Origin of the sequence: Reyranella sp. CPCC 100927 (assembly GCF_007859315.1) — a bacterium.
In the GTDB taxonomy this organism is placed as follows: Bacteria; Pseudomonadota; Alphaproteobacteria; order Reyranellales; family Reyranellaceae; genus Vineibacter.
In genome coordinates this window covers 96,643-114,192 of the sequence record NZ_VOHA01000016.1, presented here as the reverse complement: position 1 = coordinate 114,192, position 17,550 = coordinate 96,643, and the positions used below count along the sequence as shown (strand labels likewise).

Genomic DNA, 17,550 nt, shown 5'->3' with positions numbered 1-17,550 from the left:
TGGGGGTTGAGGCCGGCCGAAACTCAGAACAGGTGCCCGCTCTTCTCGGCCTTGGTGCGCAGATACTTCTCGTTGTGGCCGTTGGCCGGAAAGACGTGGCGCACACGCTCGACCACATCGATGCCGTAGGACGACAGCTGGCCGATCTTCTCGGGGTTGTTGGTCATCAGCCGGATCTTGGCGATACCCATCTGCTGCAGGATCGTGGCGGCCGGCCAGTACAGCCGTTCATCGGGATCGAAGCCCAGCTGTTCGTTGGCATCGACGGTGTCGAAGCCGCCGTCCTGCAGCTGATAGGCACGCAGCTTGTTGACCAGCCCGATGCCGCGGCCTTCCTGCGCCAGGTACAGCAGCACGCCCGAACCGTGGCGGGCGATCTCGGCGATGGCGCCACGCAGCTGCTCGCCGCAGTCACAGCGCAGGCTGGCCAGCAGATCGCCGGTGAAGCACTCCGAATGCAGCCGCACCAGAACCGGTGCTGTCGGATTGATCTCGCCGATGACGATGGCGAGATGCTCCTTGCCGCCGTCGGCCGGTCGCCACGCCACGATGCGCGCGTTCTCGGCGTTCTCCAGCGGCACGCGGGCGTCGGCCACCGGCCGCAGCTCGGATGCAGCCTGCTTCTCGTAGCCGCGCACATCGTCGGCATCGACATAGGCAACATCCCGTGTCGCCGCCCACTCGCGCCAGGGCCGCGTGCGGTCGCGGGCCAGCGGACCCAGCACGACCGCCGGCATCAGCCGCGCCAGTTTGCTGAGCTCGATGGCGGCCTCCGCGATCGCCGGCGCATGGCTGGCGATCGGCCGCGACAGATGGCGGGTCGCAATATGGGCGCGCTGGTCGGGTGTCGTGGGATGCAGGATCACGTCCACCGGCACGCCGGAGGGCAGGTCGAGTGTCACCGGCTTGTTGGCGTCGCCCATGCCGCCGGCGATGTGCGGCGGGATCTCGATGCCGACGGCTTCGGCGCGCCGACGCGTCGTCACCAGCACCGGCGCGTCGCTGGCGAGGCCCCGCAGCCGGGATAACGTCGTATCGCCACAGGACTCGGCGGCGGCCGCCAGACCGGCGGATCCATCAGTGTCGCGAACCAACACAACGCCGCCGCGGCGCAACTCCGCCACCGCGCGTTCGACGATCGCCAGGCGTGACGGCGATACGGCATCGGCCGGCTTGACGTCACTGCGGCGGGAAGAGGGAGTCGGCATGATGGCGCCCTTTTACCTGTCGGGCCCGTGCCACTCCAGCGTGACAAGCCGTTTCCAGGAATGAGAAAGTGTTACCCTCGGATTATCCTATTGCCGGCGATCGGTTCCATGACCTTGATCTATCGCGATTTTGACCAGGCGGGCCTGGATGCGGCCTACAACAACCGCCTGGCGGTACCGGACTTCGAGGCCGCTTATGTCGGTCGCTGGATGGCGCTCAGCGCCGACGCCCGGGCTCGGGTCCCGTGTCGGCTCAACCTCACCTACGGGCCATCGCCACGTCAACGCCTGGATGTTTTCATGCCGCCGGGAACAGCCCCATCCGGGGGACGCCCGGCGCTGCTCTACATCCATGGCGGCTACTGGCAGGGCGGCGACAAGGATATCTATTCCTTTCTGGCATCAGGCGTCACCGACAAGGGTGCCCTCTTTATCGCGGCGACCTACGATCTTTGTCCGACCGTCACCATGTCGGCGCTGGTGGAGCAGACGCGCCAGGTCGTCGACTGGGTGCATGCCCGTGCGGGCGAGATCGGGCTCGATCCGGGGCGCCTCGTGGTGGCGGGCCATTCGGCGGGTGGTCACATCGCCGCCACCCTGGCGCACACCGATTGGGCGGCGCGTGGCCTGCCGGCCAACGCCTTGGCCGGTGCCCTGCCGCTCTCCGGTCTCTACGATCTCGAGCCGATCCGGCTCAACTACCTGAACGCGGCCTGCCGGATGGACGCCGCCGAGGCGGCGCGGCTCAGCCCGATCCGGCACATCGGCCGGACGGCGCCCCCGACGGTCCTGGCGGTGGGCGCCGCCGAACTGCCTGAACTGGTGCGTCAGACCCGCGACTACGGTGCGGCGCTGACCCGGGCCGGCGTGCCGCCCCGGGCCATTGTCGAGACATCAGGCGATAACCATTTCTCCATCGTCGACACCCTGCTCGACCCTGGCAGCGCCTTGTGGCCTCATCTTAAGTCATTGATGAAGCTGTGATTTTATCCTGCCGGGGATGTGACGCAGGGTGTTCGGGCCGCTCGTGTCTCTAACCGGACCGTGAACGGGCGTGACAGGTATTGGAACCATACTCGGGCCATCATGGCCGCCCACACTCACCCGATGGTATAAGACCATGCAATCCCACCCTTCCGCATCCGCGCCGGCGGCTGGCGGCGTAACCGCCTCGATCGCTCCGGGACAAGAGATGGCAACCAAAGGCAAGAAAATCCTTCTGATCGACGATGACGCTTCGCTGCGCACGGTTCTCGTCGAACAACTCGAGCTCTATGACGGCTTTGCCACCATCCAGGCGTCGACCGGCGCCGAAGGGCTGGAGATCGCCAAGAAGCAGCTCTTCGACGCCATCCTGCTCGATGTGGCGCTGCCCGACGGCGATGGACGGGACATCTGCAAGCTGATGCGGCGCGAGGGCGTGCGTGCGCCGATCCTGATGCTGACCGGCGCCGACACCGACGCCGACACCATTCTGGGTCTGGATTCGGGTGCCAACGACTACGTCACCAAGCCATTCCGCATCAATGTTCTGCTGGCCCGCCTGCGCGCCCATCTGCGCCAGCACGAGCGCAGCGAGGACGCCATCCTGCAGATCGGTCCCTACGAGTTCCAGCCGGCCGCCAAGATGCTGCTCGAGAAGGGCGGCAAGAAGAAGGTGCGGCTGACCGAGAAGGAAACCTCGATCCTCAAATACCTCTACCGTGCCGGCACCCGTGCTGTCGGCCGCGACCAGTTGCTGGGCGAGGTGTGGGGCTACAATGCCGGCGTCACCACGCACACGCTGGAAACCCACATCTACCGGCTGCGCCAGAAGATCGAGAAGGATCCTGCCAACGCCGCGATCCTGGTGACGGACAAGGGCGGTTACCGGCTGCAACCGTAAGACGGGCGATCACAGACCGTCCATTGCCGCCCGATCGTTCCCCGACGCGCCCACCTGCAGACGCTAAGGTTGGCCGTCGTCGGAGACTCTAGGCTGGCTTCCTCTTGGCGGGCGCCACGAGGAAGGGCGATGGCGCGGCTGCCGCCGGTTTCTTCTTGGCGGATTTGGGTTTCTTGATCTCGCGGTTGCTGCGACGTTGTCCTTTGGCCATGTTCATCCTTTCCATGGGCAAGTAACCGGCAACATTGCCGATCTCAAGTGTGCGTCCGATCTGACAAGCTCAGATTCAGTCTGGCTGTGCGCTGACGCTCGTGACGGCTCCTTTGTGACATGGAGCCAGAAATTCGCCGTCTTCGAAAGTTGGCGCCCGGCCACAAGAAGACCGAAGCAGATCTCGGGGCCGACAGCGGCAGTTGATCTTTCAATCCTTGTTTTCGCCGCTTCTTTGCTTTGATTTCCTCAATACATTTTATTAAGTGCTCAGTTTTTTGTATTGAGATTTCATCAGGAATATTCGTATGCTTTATACATCAAACGCACAACCAAATATTGCCTGACTTTTCTGCCCTGTATTGAAACGGCTGGTTCCGGTCTCGCAAGACAGTCGCAGGCTCGAACCCGACTGGCCGGCGGGACAAGGCCATTGTGCGTTCGGGTCTTTGAGCGCAGTAGTCGACTTCAACAGCGATGGCTGGGTTGTTCCGCGTGAATGGTGGGACGACGGCTACCGCAGACCGGATGAGGCCAGGGCCATGTCGGACGACCCGATCGTACTCGACCAGCGCCGGGGCATGGCAGCGCAAAAGGCCACCGAAATCCGGCGACGTCTCGCCGAGGTCAAGGCGGATCAGGTCGCCTTGCGGGACCGACAGGTCGAACTCGAGAAAGTCTATGCTGCCACGTCGGTGCAGACATGGGCGGAGGCCGCCGAGAAGGCCCGGTACTTGATCGAGCTGTTCGCCGCCACACCAGCGGCGCAAGATCCACGTCGACAGCGGCTGATCGAGAGTGTGCTGGAGGACTTCAGGCGCCTGTCCGATATAGCGACGCCACCGCGCGACCATGACTAGTCACTTCCGGATCATGCAACGTGCCTCGGCGACCGTTACCCGGTTTCGGCACTGCGGATTGCCAGCGCTAACGCCGCGCGCGTGCCGATGAGGACGGCGAGTCCGGCGAGCGGGATGACGATGGCGCTCTGCAGGACGGTGGCGCTGGAGATGCCCGCAAGCGGACTATAGATCGACATGCCGACCAACCCGGCCGACACCACGATACTGCCGGCAAAAACCGCCTTTCCCAGCCACCAGCCGGCAATACCGATCCGCTCATACCAGCGAAGCTGGTCTGTCCAATAGATATCAGGCCGCCAGAAGCTCATACCGATCCCCTCGGCGTCGACCTAGGGTGAAACGGCAATGCATGCATTGTCGATGGTATGACGACGAAGTCGGTCGAATACAAACGAATATAAGTCCGGCGCGATCCAGAGGCCGATTTGCCCTGCCCTTGGTGGCAAAGGGTGCTACAAGGCTGCGCGACAGCGTCCGAATCCATCCGGGCCATAGCAGATTGTGATTTTGACGGCAGGACGTTTGGAAACGCGCTGGCGCTCAGTTCAGCGCGATCTGCTGCCTTGTTATTGGGTGCATTTCTATACGCGTGCTGCGGCGTGCGCCGAAGGATCCGAGCAGGAGGAGGCCCGCCATGGCGGCAGGTGAGATGCAGAGCCCGACCCGTGGACACCGGGCACTACAGCGGTCGAGCCAACAGCGAAGAGATGAGCTCCTCAAGGCGTTGCAAAAGACGCGGGACGAGGAACGGGTGAGATTGCTTGAAGCGGAAGCCGCCAAGACAGCCCGTCTTCGGGCGCTTCGGTTGGCCAAGGAGGCTGCCGCAGGGGAGACCCCGCTTCTCAAAGGCGTCTGCGTCGAGCCTTGATTGACGATCTGCGTAACAATCTGTGTGGTCTGGAACAAGATCATCTCAGGGGCTATCGATGCCATTCAAACCCAACTACGGTCACCAGCGCGCCGAGCGCGCCCGCGCTCAAGGAGCCCGGCGTGAAGAAAAGCTGAGGCAACGGCAAGAACGGTCAGAAGAACGCAAGGCTGCGGCTGCCGCGGCGGAAGCCGTGCCGAAGCAAGGCGTCGAAGGGCGACCTGCCCCGATAGACCCCAACGGCGGGTCTGAGCACAAAGACTGAACAGGCGGCGCGGCCGCACGCGATGGCGGCCGCTTTCGTTTTCGCCACGCTCGTGATCGGCCCGGAAAGGCGTGTCGGGGCGATGTTACCACTGAACATATCGAGGACCGGCGTCGGCGGTCGTTCGACAACGGAGCAATCGATGTCTCGCAAGAAAAGCAACGGCGAATTCACGGCATTCGACGTCGTCTACGAGGACGGTTCACGCACCTCGAACCGCAAGATCGCCAATTCGGAACTGGATGGCGCTCAAGACGACGCGGTCGTCCGCACGATCATCGAAGCCCAGGATCAGAAGGTTGCGGAACTCTCCGGTCGCCCTCGGGGCGCCATCAAATCGATCGCGCGATCGGCCGGTCGCTGAGCCTCGTCGATACGCCGGGATACCGCGGGACAAGGGCTGCGCGCTGAGCACCCGCGCCGCCGATCGCGCCAGCCATGCCCGTCCTGCATGTGCCGGCGTGCCGACCTGCGCCGGAGACCTTGAGACTCGCTTTTGTCCTGGCTCGGCTGTCGGGTACGATGCGTTGGGAAGGGGCCTTGGGCGCTAGGAGGCGGATCGTGTCCGAAACGACATTCATGAAGGTCGACGGCCTGGAAGGCGATGCGCGCGAGCCGCGCGACTATGTCGGCTGGTTCAAGGTCGAGAAGTTCACCTGGGATCGTGCCGAGAACATCCAGTTCGGTGAAGGCAAAGATGTCGATGCCATCGTCACCATCGCCGGCGGCAAATACGCCTCGCCGTTCTACAAATTCCGCACCAGCCACGAATCGATCAATCGCGTCGAACTGCACGTCATCGATCGCGGCAACCTGGAACAGTCGATCGAACTGAGCGACGTGGTCGTGATCGACTACGGCCGGGCCGGCGAAACGAAGCTCAAAACGCAGCTCATCGAGCTGAGGCTCAACGCGACGCGTGCCCTGGTCAAGGGCGGTTGACTCTTCATCGACCGAATGGCGTGAGGGCTCGACAGCCATTTCCGCTGCTGAACCAGCTGTCGGACGGGCTTCGTGGCGTGATACTCGATTACCTTTGGGATCGCGCCACGCTTCACGCGCTGACGGGTCTTCACGAGGTGACGGTGCCCGTCATCGACCTTGCGTGGCATCTCGATCTGCCGTTCTGGGCGAACGGCGGGAAGCCGTTCAAGGTGCGGCCGTCCGCCGTGGCAGCGGATCGCAGCCGGTATCCGGCTCAATGGGAACGGACGATGGCCGCTGACCTGCGGTTCGCGTTGCATGCGCGCACGCGCTCTACCGGACAGGTCGTCATCCTGGACGGCATTCACCGACTGCTGAAGGCATCGATCCTCGGTTGGCCGACTGTGAATGTTCGGCTTTTGACAGAAGCTGATCTCGACGACATTGCGATTGCCGCCCCACGGTAAAAGCACGGCACGGACTGCTTGCGCCAGCCTCCGATCGTGAGATATTGTATCCAATATTGTCGATATAGGATACAGTAAGAATCAGGAGGAGACCAATGTCTGACGCCGCCACGATGACCGATATCGACGATGTCACTCGCTTGCCGAAGAAGGACCCGATGAAAGGTCCCCTGACCGCGGCGCACCATCCACACGAGATCCGGCACATCGACGACATGGACTGGGAGATGCTTCGCTATCCCGGGCAGTGGAGCAAAATGCTCTTCCATCCGCGACCGGACCGTCCCACCGAGCCGAACGCAGGTCTCTTCCGCGTCGAACCAGGCGGCCATCACCCGATGCACAGCCACTACTTCGCGCAGGTCTGGTACATCCTCGAAGGCGAGTTCGACATCGGCGGCAAGATGTACGGGCCGGGCACGATGGTGTTCCATCCCGATCCGCATGTCGAAGCGCCGCTGCACACCAAGACGGGCGGCCTCATGCTGTTCGTCCAGTATCCGGGTCCGACGACTGGCAAGCCCGCTGTCTACGACGGCCGCTTCAACGTGAAGGAACGCAAGCCACTCGACGCCGAGAAATATGACTGGTGACACACCTGTCATCCCGAGCGTAGCGAGGGATCTCCTGCGTGTGACGCAGAGCGCTATTCTCGGGAGATCCCTCGCTGCGCTCGGGATGACAGTCGCGACTCAATCGCGCTCGAGGTAGCCGCAACTTTCCAGCCACCAGACCATGATCTCGCCCGAGCGCAGAATGTGATGGGTCATGGCGCGGCGTACCGCCGTCGCGTCACGCCGCTCGATGGCGTCCAGGATCGCATCGTGCTGCGCCACGTTTTCGCGCATGCGCTGCCCGTCCATCGCCAGCGCCGACATCATGATGCCGCGCGTGAAGCCGATGTGCATGTCCTGCGCCACCTGGCTCAGGCGTCGGTTGCGGCTCGCTTCCAGGATGACGGCGTGAAACGCGTCGTTGGCTTCGACCCAGTTGGGGAGCCTCGCGGCGGGGTTGCGCGCCGGCCCCTTCTTGTCCTTCGCCGCGGCCAGCTGTTCCACGGCCTGGGCGAAGCGCGCCTGCGCCGCCCGGATGCGCTCGATCTGCGCATCGGTGATCCATTCGACAGCGAGTTCTGCAGCGAGCCCTTCCAGCTCGGCGCGAACCTGGTACGCCTCGCGGATATCACGGGCGCTGAGCGCGCGCACCGTCGCGCCCTGGTTCGGCGTGTGCTGGACGACGCCTTTCACTTCCAGCTGACGCAGCGCTTCGCGGATCGGGGTGCGACTGACCGAAAACGCTTCCGCCAGCGCCTCCTGCCGCAGTCGCGTGCCGGGTGGGTACTCTCCCGACACGATCTTGGCGTTTATCTTGTCAGCGAGGTGACTGACGAGCTTTTCGCTGGGTGCCGACATGGACTCTCAGACCGCTGCGCTGTCTGGAGACTACACCGCTCTCACACCACGTCGTAGGTGATCTCGACCTCCTCGCCGAAGGCATGGCCCTGGCAGGTCAGGATCCAGCCGCTGGCGAGATCGTCCTCGGTGTAGATGTCGTTGTTGGCCAGCACAATCTTTCCCTTGATCTTCTTGGCCGCGCACGAGGCGCAGAAGCCTTCCTCGCAGGCCGAGTTGGGCGACAGGCCCGCCTCGCGCGCCGCGTTGAGGATCGACAGGCCCTTGCGATAGGGCACGCGATGCACTTTGCCCTCGAAGTGGATGGTGATCGCATCAGGGATCACGTCGCCGTCCTCAGGCGGCGCCATCGGCACGGCCTCGTTGCCTGAGGCCTCGAAGCGCTCAATCAGCACGCGGTTGCGCGGCATGCCGGTCTTCAGCAGCGTGTCCTCGACCAGGGTCATGAACGGACCCGGGCCGCAGAGATAGGCTTCCGCCGTCTCGAATCCCGCCAGCGTCTGGGTGACCTCGGCGGCCGTCGTCAGGCCCTGCTGGTCGTCGAGGTGATGGCGCACCTCCAGGCGGTCGGGATGGGCACGCGCCAGCGCGTCGAACTCGGCCTGGAAGATCACTGATGGCGCATCGCGGTTGGCGTAGAACAGCCGCATGCGCCGGTTGGTGGTCTTCAGCGCCGACTTGATCAGCGACATCACCGGTGTGACGCCGCTGCCGCCGGCGAACAACAACAGCGGAGCCTCGCCGCCGTTCAGCACGAAGCGGCCGGCAGGCACCATCACGTCGAGCGTGGCACCTTCCTTCAGCGCGTCATGGAACCAGTTCGAGCCGCGGCCGCCGTCCACCCGCTTGACCGTGACCTTGGCCTCGCCGTCGGTCTCCGGCGCACTGGAAAGCGAATAGCAACGCGCCACGGTGCCGTCGGGATGTGGCACCTTGAAGGTCAGGAACTGGCCGGCGCGATAGCGGAAGCGGTCGGCGAGTTCGGGCGGCACGGCCAGCACAAAGGACCGGGCGTCCGGTGTTTCCTGCACGATGCGCGCGACGCGCAACTGGTGATACGACATCAAGGCTCTCGTCATCGAAGATCGGCGCGGTCCGCCTTATGCGCGATTCCGGGCTGACAGTGCTAGCAGAACATGCTAGCGTCCGCCCACAAATATGAACGGAGCGTCATAAATTTTCCGTTCGTTGGAGAGGAAGCGGCGGCCCGGGTCGGTGTTCATCGGCCTTGTTGGGGCGTCGCGCGACAGCCGTGACCGCCTGGAGGCCGTAGCATGACGTCCACGAAAATCTATGAGCTGCCCGTCGACATCACCGAGTGGAAATTCGACGGCAAGACCCAGATGCATTTCACCTGGGAGTACGAGGACGGCTCGGCCGAGCTGCTGAACCTCTACGAAAAAGGCAAGCAGCAGCAGTGGAACGCGACAGACCGGCTCGACTGGACGCAGGAGTTGCAGGAGGACAACCCGATGGGGATGTCCGACGAGTCGATCCCGATCTTCGGCTCTCCGTTCTGGGACAAGATGACGGAGAAGGAGAAGATCTGGCTGCGCTGGAATCTCGCGTCGCACACGATCTGCCAGTTCATGCATGGCGAGCAGGGCGCGCTGATCGCGACCGCCAAGATCGTGAACACCGTGCCGGACATGAACGCCAAGTTCTATGCCGCCACCCAGGTGATGGACGAGGCGCGCCACGTCGAGGTCTACAAGCGGCTGATCCACGAAAAATTCAAGATGGCGTATCCGATCACGGAGTCGCTGAAGAACCTGCTCGAGCAGACGCTGACCGACAGCCGCTGGGACATGACCTATCTCGGCATGCAGGTGCTGATCGAAGGCCTGGCGCTGGCCGCGTTCCAGCGCATCCGCGATCAGGCGAAGAACAACCTCTCGGCCGCCGTCAACGCCTACGTCATGCAGGACGAGGCGCGTCACGTCACCTTCGGCCGCCTGGCGTTGCGCGACTACTACCCGCAGCTCAGCGACCATGAGCGTGCCCAGCGCGAGGAGTTCTGCGTCGAGGCGCTCTACTTCATGCGCGACCGCTTCAACCAGAGTGAGGTGTGGATGCGCTCGGGCCTGCCGGTCGACAAGCTGATGGAGTACGCCTTCAACTCCGGCGTCATGCAGGCTTTCCGCACGCGGCTCTTCACGCGCATCGTGCCGATCCTCAAGGACATCGGCCTGTTCGGTCCCAAGGTACAGAAGGCGCTGACCGACATGGGCGTCATGGAGTACGCCAAGATCGACGCATCGACCATCCTCGCCAACGACGGCAAGGTCGCAGAGGATTTCGACAAGAAGCGGTTCGTGACCGACGCGATCGCCGCGCAATAGCACCGTCTGGCGATGCCGGCGACCATTGAGTCGCCGGCATTCTCAGGTCCAGGCGCCCGTCTTCGCCAGTTGCGGCGCATACTCGGGCGCGGACCAGCGCAGCGGCAACGCACGCTGAAGCAACCGGCCGTGCGTGATGCGCAGCCGCAGCAGCCGTTCGGCGCCCTGGAAGGCCGCAAGCTCGGCACCGTCCCAGATAACCTCGGCCTGCGCGGCCAGCATCAGCAGATCACCGCTGTCGAAATCGACGAACAGCAGGCCCGCACGCGGATCGAGCGCGATGTTGCCCATGGTGTTGAAGAAGGCGTTGCCACGGAAGTCCGGGGCGGTCAGCACGCTGCCGTTGTCGTCATGGTCGACGCGCACGAAGCCAGGCTTGCCGCCGCGATGGGAAACGTCGACCCCTTGCTGGGGCGCCGCGGAGGCGATGAAGAAGGTATCCGCCTTGGCGACAAGGGCGCGCGCATCGACCGATAGACGAGCCGTCTCGGATAGCAGCGCAGGCGATGGCGTATCGACCCGATAGGGCCGACGCGCCTGAATGTACTGCGCGCAGTTGCCGAAACTCTGCTCGACGGCCACGGTGAAGCCTGCCGCATCCAGCGCCGTGATCGAACCGTTCAGTCTATTGCGCCGGCGCGTTTCAAGTTGAATGCCGAGCAGGCCCAGGTCACTGCCGACATCCAGGTTCTCCGCCAGCGGATCACCGGGAACGGGCCTTGCGTCGACGCGCAGCGTTCTGGCGTCGGGCGACGCGGCGAAACCCGGCGCGCCGGTTAGCACCGAAGCCCAGGGCTGGCCGCCGGCGTCCCTGCTGCCGACGAACAGCAACGGCAGCAGGGCGAAGAAATCGCGATGCTGATCGGGCATGGCGTGCCGGATGCCCACGGCGCCCGGTTTGGCGAAACGCGCCGCCATCCCGGCTTGTTGCTGCATCTGCAACTCGCCGGGGTGGAAGGGAAAGGGGATGCGGTTGTCGTCCATGGGATCACGCGGCCGCCACCGGTGTCTGGCGCATCGCGACGAAGCCCGGCAGCGCCTCGATGCGCGCCAGCCAGTCGCGGATGTGCGGATAGGGCTGCAGCGAGACGCCGCCTTCCGGAGCGTGGGCGGTGTAGCTGTAGAGCGCCAGGTCGGCGATCGTCGGCGTGGCGCCGGTGACGAAAGCGCGCGCGGCGAGGTGCGATTCCAGGACGGCGAACAGCGCCGCCGCAATGCTCTTGGCGCGTTCGTGGTCCAAGGGCGCGCCGAACACGGTCACCAGCCGCGCCGCCGCCGGCCCGAAGGCCAGGGGACCGGCCGCCGCCGACAACCAGCGCTGGACAGCGGCAGCGGCAACAGCGTCGCGCGGCAGCCAACGGCCCGCCGTGTCGTAGCGGGTCGCCAAGTAGACCAGGATGGCGTTGCTGTCGGCCACGATGACGTCGCCGTCCTCGATCACCGGCACCTGGCCGAAGGGGTTCTTGGCGAGGAAGGGAGCTGATTTGTGCTCGCCACCCTTGAGGTCAACGTCGGCCAGCGCATAGGGCAGGCCGAGCAAGGACAGGAAAAGCTCGACCCGATGGGCGTGGCCCGAGAGAGGGTGACGATACAGCCGGATCGGCTGGGCTGGAGCGGCGGGCGAGACGGTCATGACGGGAACCCCGGTTGGTATGGCGCGTGACCTCCCATATGCTATTGCCAAGATCGATATGAACATCCACAGAAGGCAACCCACTATTTCATAAAATGGAATAGTCTATGGACCGCTTGGAGACTTTGCGGGTTTTTATCGCCGTGGCCGAGGCGGCCGGCTTCGCCAGCGCAGCGCGCAACCTGGGTCTGTCGGCGCCGGCCGTGACACGGGCGGTTGCCGCGGTGGAGGAACGGCTGGGCGTGCGGCTGTTTCAGCGCAACACGCGGCGGGTGCGGCTTACCGAAGCCGGCGAGCGTTTCGTGAAGGACGCCAAACGTATTCTCGGTGAACTCGAAGACGCCGAAGCCTCGGCCGCCGGCCTGCATGGCGAGCCGCGTGGCATGCTGAACATCACGGCGTCGGTCATGTTCGGCCGCATGTTCGTGGCGCCCGTCCTGATGGATTTCCTCGATAGACACGCCGCGGTCTCCGCCCGGCTTGTGCTGCTCGATCGCGTCGTCAACCTGATCGAGGAGGGCTTCGATGTGGCGGTGCGCATTGCGCATCTGGAAGATTCGAGCCTGAGCGCCCAGCGCATCGGCGAGGTGCGCCGCGTCGTCGTCGCATCGCCGGACTATCTGGCCCGCAACGGCACGCCGCAGCGGCCGACCGATCTGCAGGCGCACCGCGCCATTCTGTCGTCACAGGCCGGCGCGGCCGAGGGCTGGACATTTGCCGAGCCGGGCGGCGGCACCGACGTGATCGATGTGCCGTCCCAGTTGACGGCCAACGTCGCGGAGATCGCGATCCAGGCCGCGATTGCCGGTCGGGGATTGGCGCGCGTGCTTTCCTACATGGTGGCGCCCGCCGTGCGCGCGGGCCAGTTGCGTGTCGTGCTGGATCAGTACGAACCACCGTCGGTCCCGATTCATCTCGTGCACGCCGAAGGCCGTCGCGCCAACGCCAAGATTCGCACCTTCGTCGATTTCGCCGCCGCACGCCTGCGTACTGACGCGGTGTTGCAGTAGCTGTCGATCGTTGTCATTCCGAGCGAAGCGAGGAATCTTTCGGGCGGTCTGCTGATCGTTGAAGCGGAAAGATCCCTCGCTACGCTCGGGATGACAGACGCGCCGCTGATCTCAGCTGCAGCTTTCGACCTTCGGCGGTGCGTCGAGGATCGTGGCGATCTTGCTGATGTCCAGGCAGCGGTCGGCGATCCACGCCTTCTCGTTCACGTACAGGCCGAAGTAGCTCATCATGGCAGCCTGTCGCGCCGCGTCAGGCTGCTCGCGCGCCAGTATCCAGCCCAGCGCGTAGATGTTGGACACGGCGAAGTCGGCGGCAGCCGTATCCTTGTCCTTGGCCCACAGCGTTGCGTTCTTTTTCGCCGAGTCGGTGCCGGGACCGGTCAGCTCGTTGAGCCAGGCAAACGATGCATCGACCATTGCGTAGGCGTCGGCAAAGCGTTTCTTCTCGGCTTTGACCTCGGCGGCGCGAGCGGGGATCGTTTTGCCGGCGACGGTGTCCTTGGTGCAGCCTGACCAGCGGCACAAGGTGACCATGGCCAGATACTCCGCCATGACGATTTCGGTGTTGCGGTTGTTGTGCAGGCGCCACTTGCGCGCCAGTGTCCAGCCGTGGCGCGCCTCGTCCTTGAAGGGGCGTTCGGCGACCGTCGAGCCCTTCTCGAGTTCGGCCAGCACGGCGCGCGCGGCACCGGGCCATTCCGGCGGCATCTGCGCAAAGGTCGGTGTAGCGACCAATGCCAAAAGGCACGGCACAATCAACGCCACAAAGAGCCGCTGCATCGTTTGCTCCCGCTCGGACTTGCCACGGTCCATAAGTGCGGGAACTTGTCGTATTTGTCTATGCAATCGGCATATCGCCTCGGCCGATCGAGCCGGCGGACGCGATCTCAGGCACGGGCCTTGCGTCAATGCGCGCGGATGTGGCGGGGTTCGTAGTGCGAGCCGTTGAAATCGGCAAACAGTTCGCCGATCTGCGGATGGCCGACGGGCTTGCCGCTGCGGTCGGGCAGCAGATTCTGTTCGGACACGTAGGCAACGTAGGTGGTTTGCGCGTTCTCTGCCAACAGATGATAGAATGGCTGGTCGCGGCGCGGCCGCACCTCTTCCGGAATCGACATCAGCCAATCCTCGGTGTTGGCGAACACTGGATCGATATCGAAGATCACACCCCGGAACGGGTAGATCCGGTGCTTGACCACCTGACCGATCCCGAACTTGGCGGTTTTCATGGTTTTTTCCCCGCGATACGCTGCGCGCGCGGCGCGCGTCCGCCCCGAGGATCCATCATGATGGGGCGCCAGTGGGGCGTCCGGACCTTGTGCGCGCATGTATTTTGCTCCCGATAGGGGGGTGAATGCAACGCATCCCCGAACGTTCGCTCTCAACCTGGATGCTTATACACGATACGGAGCAAGGACCGTGCCGACATCGCGCAATCTTGAAAACCGCCGTGTCGTTCTGGCGGCCCGCCCGTTGGGGATTCCGCAGGCCGATCACTTCGCGCTGGAGACGACATCGGTGCCTGAACTGGGTGACGGCCAGATCCTGGTGCGCAATCGCTATTTATCAGTCGATCCTGCGATGCGTGGTTGGGTCAACGCGGTCGCAAACTATGCGCCACCAGTACCGGTCGGCGACGTCATGCGTTCGTTCGCGGCGGGCGAGGTGATCGCGTCGACGAGCGATCTGTTCACACCAGGCGATCTGGTGAGCGGCATGTTCGGCTGGCAGCGCTACGCCGTTGTCGAGGCGGCCACCGCCCGTGCCGTGTCCGATCGCGATCTGCCGCTGTCCACGGCCCTGGGTGTGCTGGGCGTCAACGGTGTGACGGCGTACTGGGGATTGCTCGGCGTCGGACATCCGAAGGCCGGCGATACCGTGGTCGTGTCGACCGCTGCCGGTGCTGTCGGTTCGGTCGTTGGCCAGATCGCCCGGCTGAAGGGGTGTCATGTCGTCGGCATCGCCGGCGGTGCCGCGAAAGTGCGCCAGTGCCTCGATGTCTTCGGATTCGACGCGGCGCTCGACTACAAGGCAGGCGACTTTTCTGTCGCGCTGGATGCGGCTTGTCCGCAGGGCGTCGACCTCTATTTCGACAACACCAGCGGTGCCATCAGCGATGCCGTTGTGAGCCGATTGGCGCTGCGGGCGCGGGTCGTGATCTGCGGCACGGCCTCGGTCGCCGCCTGGGAGCCCTGGCCGGTCGGTCCCCGGGTCGAGCGGCACCTGCTGGTCAAACGGGCGCGGATTGAAGGTTTTTTGCTGTTCGATTGGATGGATCGGTATGACGAGGCTGTTCGTGATCTCGCAGCATGGGTGCGCGGCGGTCAGTTGCAGTATCGCGAGCATGTGTTGCGGGGCTTCGAACAGGCCCCCGACGCGATCGCCATGCTGTACCGCGGTGAGAATCAGGGTAAGTTGCTTATAGAAATTGACTAAGGACGACAGATCATTGAGGCGGTGGAGGATCGGTCCGTGGCGGAACGAGTGGAGCTTTCCGCCTGACTTCGGCCGCGACAGGATTCTACTATGGAAGTGTCGGGACCGCCGCATCGTGAGGCTGGTGCCGGAAGGAGAGCCGCGTGGCGAGTGATTTCGCGGTCAGGTTCTGGGGCGTACGGGGTTCGATCGCCTGCGCCGGACCGCAATATGTTCGGTACGGTGGCAACACCTCGTGCCTGGAAGTAACGGCGGGGTCGCGGCGCCTGATCTTTGATGCCGGCACCGGCGTGCGCCCGCTGGGCGATATGCTGTGTCCGAACGACAAGCTCGACCTCGACATCTTCTTCACCCACACGCACTTCGACCACATCTGCGGGCTGTCGTTCTTCAAGCCGCTTTATACGCGCGAGAACAAGGTAAGGATGTGGGCCGGGCATCTGGCGCCGATCCTGCGGCTGGTCGACGTGGTCAAACAGATGATGATGGCGCCGCTGTATCCGGTGACGCTCGACATCTTTCTTGCCAAGGTCGAGTTCCGCGACTTTCGCAGCGGCGAGACCTTGCGGCCGGCAGCCGGCGTGCGCCTGCGCACGGCGCCGCTCAACCATCCCAACGGCGCCACCGGCTATCGCATCGAGTATGGCGGCAAGGCGATCTGCTACATCACCGATACCGAACACCGTGGCGGTCCGCCGGATCCGGTCGTGGTCGAGCTGTGCCGCGACGCCGATGTGATGATCTACGACAGCACCTACACGGATGCCGAATATCCGGCCCATCGCGGCTATGGCCATTCGACGTGGCAGGAGGGCATTCGCGTCGCCGACGCTGCCAACGTCGGCAGCCTGGTGATCTTTCACCATGATCCCTCGCATGACGATGATTGCATGGACGGTATCGAGCGCGACGCGCAGGCAGCCCGGCCGGGTACGGCCAGAAACGGCCAGCCGCGCGTCATCGTTGCGCGCGAGGGCATGGTGATCGCGCCATGACGGCACCTCTTACCTCTCTCCGCGAGGGCGGCGGGAGGGAGGGTGAGGTCGGGCAATCACATGTGGACACCCGCAATCTCATCTTGAGGGGGCGGCGCAGCGGGCGTCGCGAAGGATGGGCTGCGGTCTCGGTCATCGCCGCCCCATGACGTCGCGCGAAACCTGGCGGCGCCTGCGGCTGGGCCTCTCGACCGTCCTGGGCTGGCGTCGAGCCGGCTGGTTCATCCCCTACCGCTATGCCGACACATTGCCGGCGGCCGGCGAATCGCCGCCCTATGTCGCCATCGAGCGGATGTTCGCGGCGCGGCAAGGCGATTTCGCCGGCGTGCTCGATCGCATCGATGCATGGGCGGCGCCGTTGCAAGTGCTCGCCGACCCGCCGTCGCCGTCGGCAACGCGCGTGGGCAAGCCGCCGCGCTTCGATCAATCCTGGTTTCCGACACTGGATGCGTGCGCCGCCTATGCCCTGATCCGCGACCACGGCCCCCGGCGCATCGTCGAAGTGGGATCGGGGCATTCGACGCGGTTCCTGTCGCGCGCGCTGGCCGACGGTGGCCACGATGGCGAGATCGTCGCTGTCGATCCGGCGCCGCGCGCCGATATCGCCCACCTGCCGCACGTCAGACTCGTACGCGAAACGGTCCATCGCGCTGATCCCGGGCTGTTCGCGGCGCTGGCATCAGGCGATGTGCTGTTCATCGATTCCAGCCACATCCTGATGCCCGGCAGCGACGTCGACCTGCTGTTCAATCGCGTGCTGCCGGACCTTCCCACCGGCGTCATCGTGCATATCCACGACATCCTGTTACCGGACGACTATCCGCCATCCTGGGCGTGGCGGAACTACAACGAGCAGCTCGCTGTCGTCGCGCTGCTGACAACAGGTGCCTATACGCCGATGTTCGCCAGCCATTTCGCGCGCACGCGCCTGGCGCCGCGTCTGTCGGCGTCGATCGCATCGACGCTGCCGCGGCATCCGGAAGGCTTCCCGACCAGTCTGTGGCTGCGCAAGGCGTAATGCTGTCAGCCCGC

The 17,550-nt window shown here is 64.4% G+C and carries 21 protein-coding genes; 12 read left to right on the top strand and 9 right to left on the bottom strand.

Translation table 11 applies throughout. From position 1 onward, the window contains the following. Positions 1-23: 23 nt before the first annotated feature. Positions 24-1,208 (bottom strand): GTP cyclohydrolase II, encoded by a 1,185-nt coding sequence (ribA, locus tag FQU96_RS30590; protein ID WP_146545169.1) that lies wholly within the window; start codon positions 1,206-1,208, stop codon positions 24-26. 108 nt (positions 1,209-1,316) lie between these two features. Here ribA and FQU96_RS30585 point away from each other — a divergent pair, with 108 nt between their 5' ends. Together FQU96_RS30585 and FQU96_RS30580 are read left to right on the top strand one after the other, a co-directional pair. Beyond that, on the top strand, positions 1,317-2,192 hold the full coding sequence (locus FQU96_RS30585) for an alpha/beta hydrolase (protein WP_178130800.1): 876 nt from the start codon (positions 1,317-1,319) through the stop codon (positions 2,190-2,192). Positions 2,193-2,400: 208 nt separating this feature from the next. Continuing rightward, on the top strand, positions 2,401-3,093 hold the full coding sequence (locus FQU96_RS30580) for a response regulator transcription factor (RefSeq protein ID WP_146545167.1): 693 nt from the start codon (positions 2,401-2,403) through the stop codon (positions 3,091-3,093). 88 nt (positions 3,094-3,181) lie between these two features. On the opposite strand, the gene FQU96_RS42860 is transcribed toward FQU96_RS30580, so the two are convergent. Further along, on the bottom strand, positions 3,182-3,304 hold the full coding sequence (locus tag FQU96_RS42860) for a hypothetical protein (RefSeq protein ID WP_255468634.1): 123 nt from the start codon (positions 3,302-3,304) through the stop codon (positions 3,182-3,184). Positions 3,305-3,845: 541 nt separating this feature from the next. On the opposite strand from FQU96_RS42860, the gene FQU96_RS30575 reads away from it, so the two are divergent. Then, entirely contained in the window at positions 3,846-4,163 is a 318-nt protein-coding gene (locus FQU96_RS30575) for a hypothetical protein (RefSeq protein WP_146545166.1), read from the top strand. 35 nt (positions 4,164-4,198) lie between these two features. Here the strand turns inward: FQU96_RS30575 and FQU96_RS30570 are convergent, their stop codons facing one another. Next, positions 4,199-4,474 carry a hypothetical protein gene (locus tag FQU96_RS30570; protein WP_146545165.1) on the bottom strand — a complete coding sequence of 92 codons (276 nt, stop codon included), beginning with the start codon at positions 4,472-4,474 and terminating at the stop codon, positions 4,199-4,201. Positions 4,475-5,321: 847 nt separating this feature from the next. On the opposite strand from FQU96_RS30570, the gene FQU96_RS42855 reads away from it, so the two are divergent. The 4 genes from FQU96_RS42855 to FQU96_RS30545 all read left to right on the top strand — a co-directional run bounded on the left by FQU96_RS42855 (position 5,322) and on the right by FQU96_RS30545 (position 7,283). Beyond that, positions 5,322-5,663 carry a hypothetical protein gene (locus FQU96_RS42855; RefSeq protein ID WP_255468633.1) on the top strand — a complete coding sequence of 114 codons (342 nt, stop codon included), beginning with the start codon at positions 5,322-5,324 and terminating at the stop codon, positions 5,661-5,663. Between the two features lie 197 nt (positions 5,664-5,860). After that, complete coding sequence (locus tag FQU96_RS30555; protein ID WP_146545163.1) at positions 5,861-6,241, top strand: hypothetical protein; 381 nt, start codon at positions 5,861-5,863, stop codon at positions 6,239-6,241. Positions 6,242-6,384: 143 nt separating this feature from the next. Next, positions 6,385-6,690: a hypothetical protein gene (locus FQU96_RS30550; RefSeq protein ID WP_146545162.1), complete on the top strand. Its 306-nt coding sequence runs from the start codon at positions 6,385-6,387 to the stop codon at positions 6,688-6,690. A 95-nt stretch (positions 6,691-6,785) separates the two neighbouring features. Then, positions 6,786-7,283, top strand: a complete 498-nt coding sequence (locus tag FQU96_RS30545; protein WP_218574943.1) for a cupin domain-containing protein — start codon at positions 6,786-6,788, stop codon at positions 7,281-7,283. Between the two features lie 99 nt (positions 7,284-7,382). Here the strand turns inward: FQU96_RS30545 and FQU96_RS30540 are convergent, their stop codons facing one another. Beyond that, positions 7,383-8,102 carry a GntR family transcriptional regulator gene (locus tag FQU96_RS30540; protein ID WP_146545161.1) on the bottom strand — a complete coding sequence of 240 codons (720 nt, stop codon included), beginning with the start codon at positions 8,100-8,102 and terminating at the stop codon, positions 7,383-7,385. A 41-nt stretch (positions 8,103-8,143) separates the two neighbouring features. Further along, positions 8,144-9,166, bottom strand: a complete 1,023-nt coding sequence (locus tag FQU96_RS30535) for a ferredoxin--NADP reductase (RefSeq protein ID WP_178130799.1) — start codon at positions 9,164-9,166, stop codon at positions 8,144-8,146. A 210-nt stretch (positions 9,167-9,376) separates the two neighbouring features. Here FQU96_RS30535 and FQU96_RS30530 point away from each other — a divergent pair, with 210 nt between their 5' ends. After that, entirely contained in the window at positions 9,377-10,444 is a 1,068-nt protein-coding gene (locus FQU96_RS30530) for a ferritin-like domain-containing protein (RefSeq protein WP_146545159.1), read from the top strand. 42 nt (positions 10,445-10,486) lie between these two features. On the opposite strand, the gene FQU96_RS30525 is transcribed toward FQU96_RS30530, so the two are convergent. Continuing rightward, on the bottom strand, positions 10,487-11,428 hold the full coding sequence (locus tag FQU96_RS30525) for a pyridoxamine 5'-phosphate oxidase family protein (protein ID WP_146545158.1): 942 nt from the start codon (positions 11,426-11,428) through the stop codon (positions 10,487-10,489). Between the two features lie 4 nt (positions 11,429-11,432). Beyond that, the gene (locus tag FQU96_RS30520; RefSeq protein WP_146545157.1) at positions 11,433-12,077 is read right to left on the bottom strand and encodes a glutathione S-transferase family protein; all 645 of its coding nucleotides are present in this window, start codon (positions 12,075-12,077) and stop codon (positions 11,433-11,435) included. A gap of 107 nt (positions 12,078-12,184) precedes the next feature. Here FQU96_RS30520 and FQU96_RS30515 point away from each other — a divergent pair, with 107 nt between their 5' ends. Beyond that, positions 12,185-13,087, top strand: a complete 903-nt coding sequence (locus tag FQU96_RS30515) for a LysR family transcriptional regulator (protein WP_146545156.1) — start codon at positions 12,185-12,187, stop codon at positions 13,085-13,087. Between the two features lie 111 nt (positions 13,088-13,198). On the opposite strand, the gene FQU96_RS30510 is transcribed toward FQU96_RS30515, so the two are convergent. Beyond that, positions 13,199-13,867 (bottom strand): hypothetical protein, encoded by a 669-nt coding sequence (locus tag FQU96_RS30510; protein WP_146545155.1) that lies wholly within the window; start codon positions 13,865-13,867, stop codon positions 13,199-13,201. A 125-nt stretch (positions 13,868-13,992) separates the two neighbouring features. Beyond that, the gene (gene hspQ, locus FQU96_RS30505; protein ID WP_146545224.1) at positions 13,993-14,316 is read right to left on the bottom strand and encodes a heat shock protein HspQ; all 324 of its coding nucleotides are present in this window, start codon (positions 14,314-14,316) and stop codon (positions 13,993-13,995) included. A 190-nt stretch (positions 14,317-14,506) separates the two neighbouring features. On the opposite strand from hspQ, the gene FQU96_RS30500 reads away from it, so the two are divergent. From FQU96_RS30500 to FQU96_RS30490, 3 genes are all read left to right on the top strand, one after another. Continuing rightward, entirely contained in the window at positions 14,507-15,523 is a 1,017-nt protein-coding gene (locus tag FQU96_RS30500; protein WP_218574942.1) for an NADP-dependent oxidoreductase, read from the top strand. Positions 15,524-15,666: 143 nt separating this feature from the next. Beyond that, positions 15,667-16,518, top strand: a complete 852-nt coding sequence (locus FQU96_RS30495; protein WP_146545153.1) for an MBL fold metallo-hydrolase — start codon at positions 15,667-15,669, stop codon at positions 16,516-16,518. A gap of 145 nt (positions 16,519-16,663) precedes the next feature. After that, the gene (locus FQU96_RS30490; protein WP_146545152.1) at positions 16,664-17,536 is read left to right on the top strand and encodes a class I SAM-dependent methyltransferase; all 873 of its coding nucleotides are present in this window, start codon (positions 16,664-16,666) and stop codon (positions 17,534-17,536) included. Positions 17,537-17,550: the final 14 nt, after the last annotated feature.

Excerpts from the sequence above, each read along its gene's own strand:
- ribA (WP_146545169.1), bottom strand. The coding sequence starts at position 1,208 with ATGCCGACTCCCTCTTCCCGCCGCAGTGACGTCAAGCCGGCCGATGCC.
- FQU96_RS30585 (WP_178130800.1), top strand. The coding sequence starts at position 1,317 with ATGACCTTGATCTATCGCGATTTTGACCAGGCGGGCCTGGATGCGGCC.
- FQU96_RS30580 (WP_146545167.1), top strand. The coding sequence starts at position 2,401 with ATGGCAACCAAAGGCAAGAAAATCCTTCTGATCGACGATGACGCTTCG.
- FQU96_RS42860 (WP_255468634.1), bottom strand. The coding sequence starts at position 3,304 with ATGGCCAAAGGACAACGTCGCAGCAACCGCGAGATCAAGAAACCCAAA.
- FQU96_RS30575 (WP_146545166.1), top strand. The coding sequence starts at position 3,846 with ATGTCGGACGACCCGATCGTACTCGACCAGCGCCGGGGCATGGCAGCG.
- FQU96_RS30570 (WP_146545165.1), bottom strand. The coding sequence starts at position 4,474 with ATGAGCTTCTGGCGGCCTGATATCTATTGGACAGACCAGCTTCGCTGG.
- FQU96_RS42855 (WP_255468633.1), top strand. The coding sequence starts at position 5,322 with ATGGCGGCCGCTTTCGTTTTCGCCACGCTCGTGATCGGCCCGGAAAGG.
- FQU96_RS30545 (WP_218574943.1), top strand. The coding sequence starts at position 6,786 with ATGTCTGACGCCGCCACGATGACCGATATCGACGATGTCACTCGCTTG.
- FQU96_RS30540 (WP_146545161.1), bottom strand. The coding sequence starts at position 8,102 with ATGTCGGCACCCAGCGAAAAGCTCGTCAGTCACCTCGCTGACAAGATA.
- FQU96_RS30535 (WP_178130799.1), bottom strand. The coding sequence starts at position 9,166 with ATGTCGTATCACCAGTTGCGCGTCGCGCGCATCGTGCAGGAAACACCG.
- FQU96_RS30530 (WP_146545159.1), top strand. The coding sequence starts at position 9,377 with ATGACGTCCACGAAAATCTATGAGCTGCCCGTCGACATCACCGAGTGG.
- FQU96_RS30525 (WP_146545158.1), bottom strand. The coding sequence starts at position 11,428 with ATGGACGACAACCGCATCCCCTTTCCCTTCCACCCCGGCGAGTTGCAG.
- FQU96_RS30520 (WP_146545157.1), bottom strand. The coding sequence starts at position 12,077 with ATGACCGTCTCGCCCGCCGCTCCAGCCCAGCCGATCCGGCTGTATCGT.
- FQU96_RS30515 (WP_146545156.1), top strand. The coding sequence starts at position 12,185 with ATGGACCGCTTGGAGACTTTGCGGGTTTTTATCGCCGTGGCCGAGGCG.
- FQU96_RS30510 (WP_146545155.1), bottom strand. The coding sequence starts at position 13,867 with ATGCAGCGGCTCTTTGTGGCGTTGATTGTGCCGTGCCTTTTGGCATTG.
- hspQ (WP_146545224.1), bottom strand. The coding sequence starts at position 14,316 with ATGAAAACCGCCAAGTTCGGGATCGGTCAGGTGGTCAAGCACCGGATC.
- FQU96_RS30490 (WP_146545152.1), top strand. The coding sequence starts at position 16,664 with ATGACGTCGCGCGAAACCTGGCGGCGCCTGCGGCTGGGCCTCTCGACC.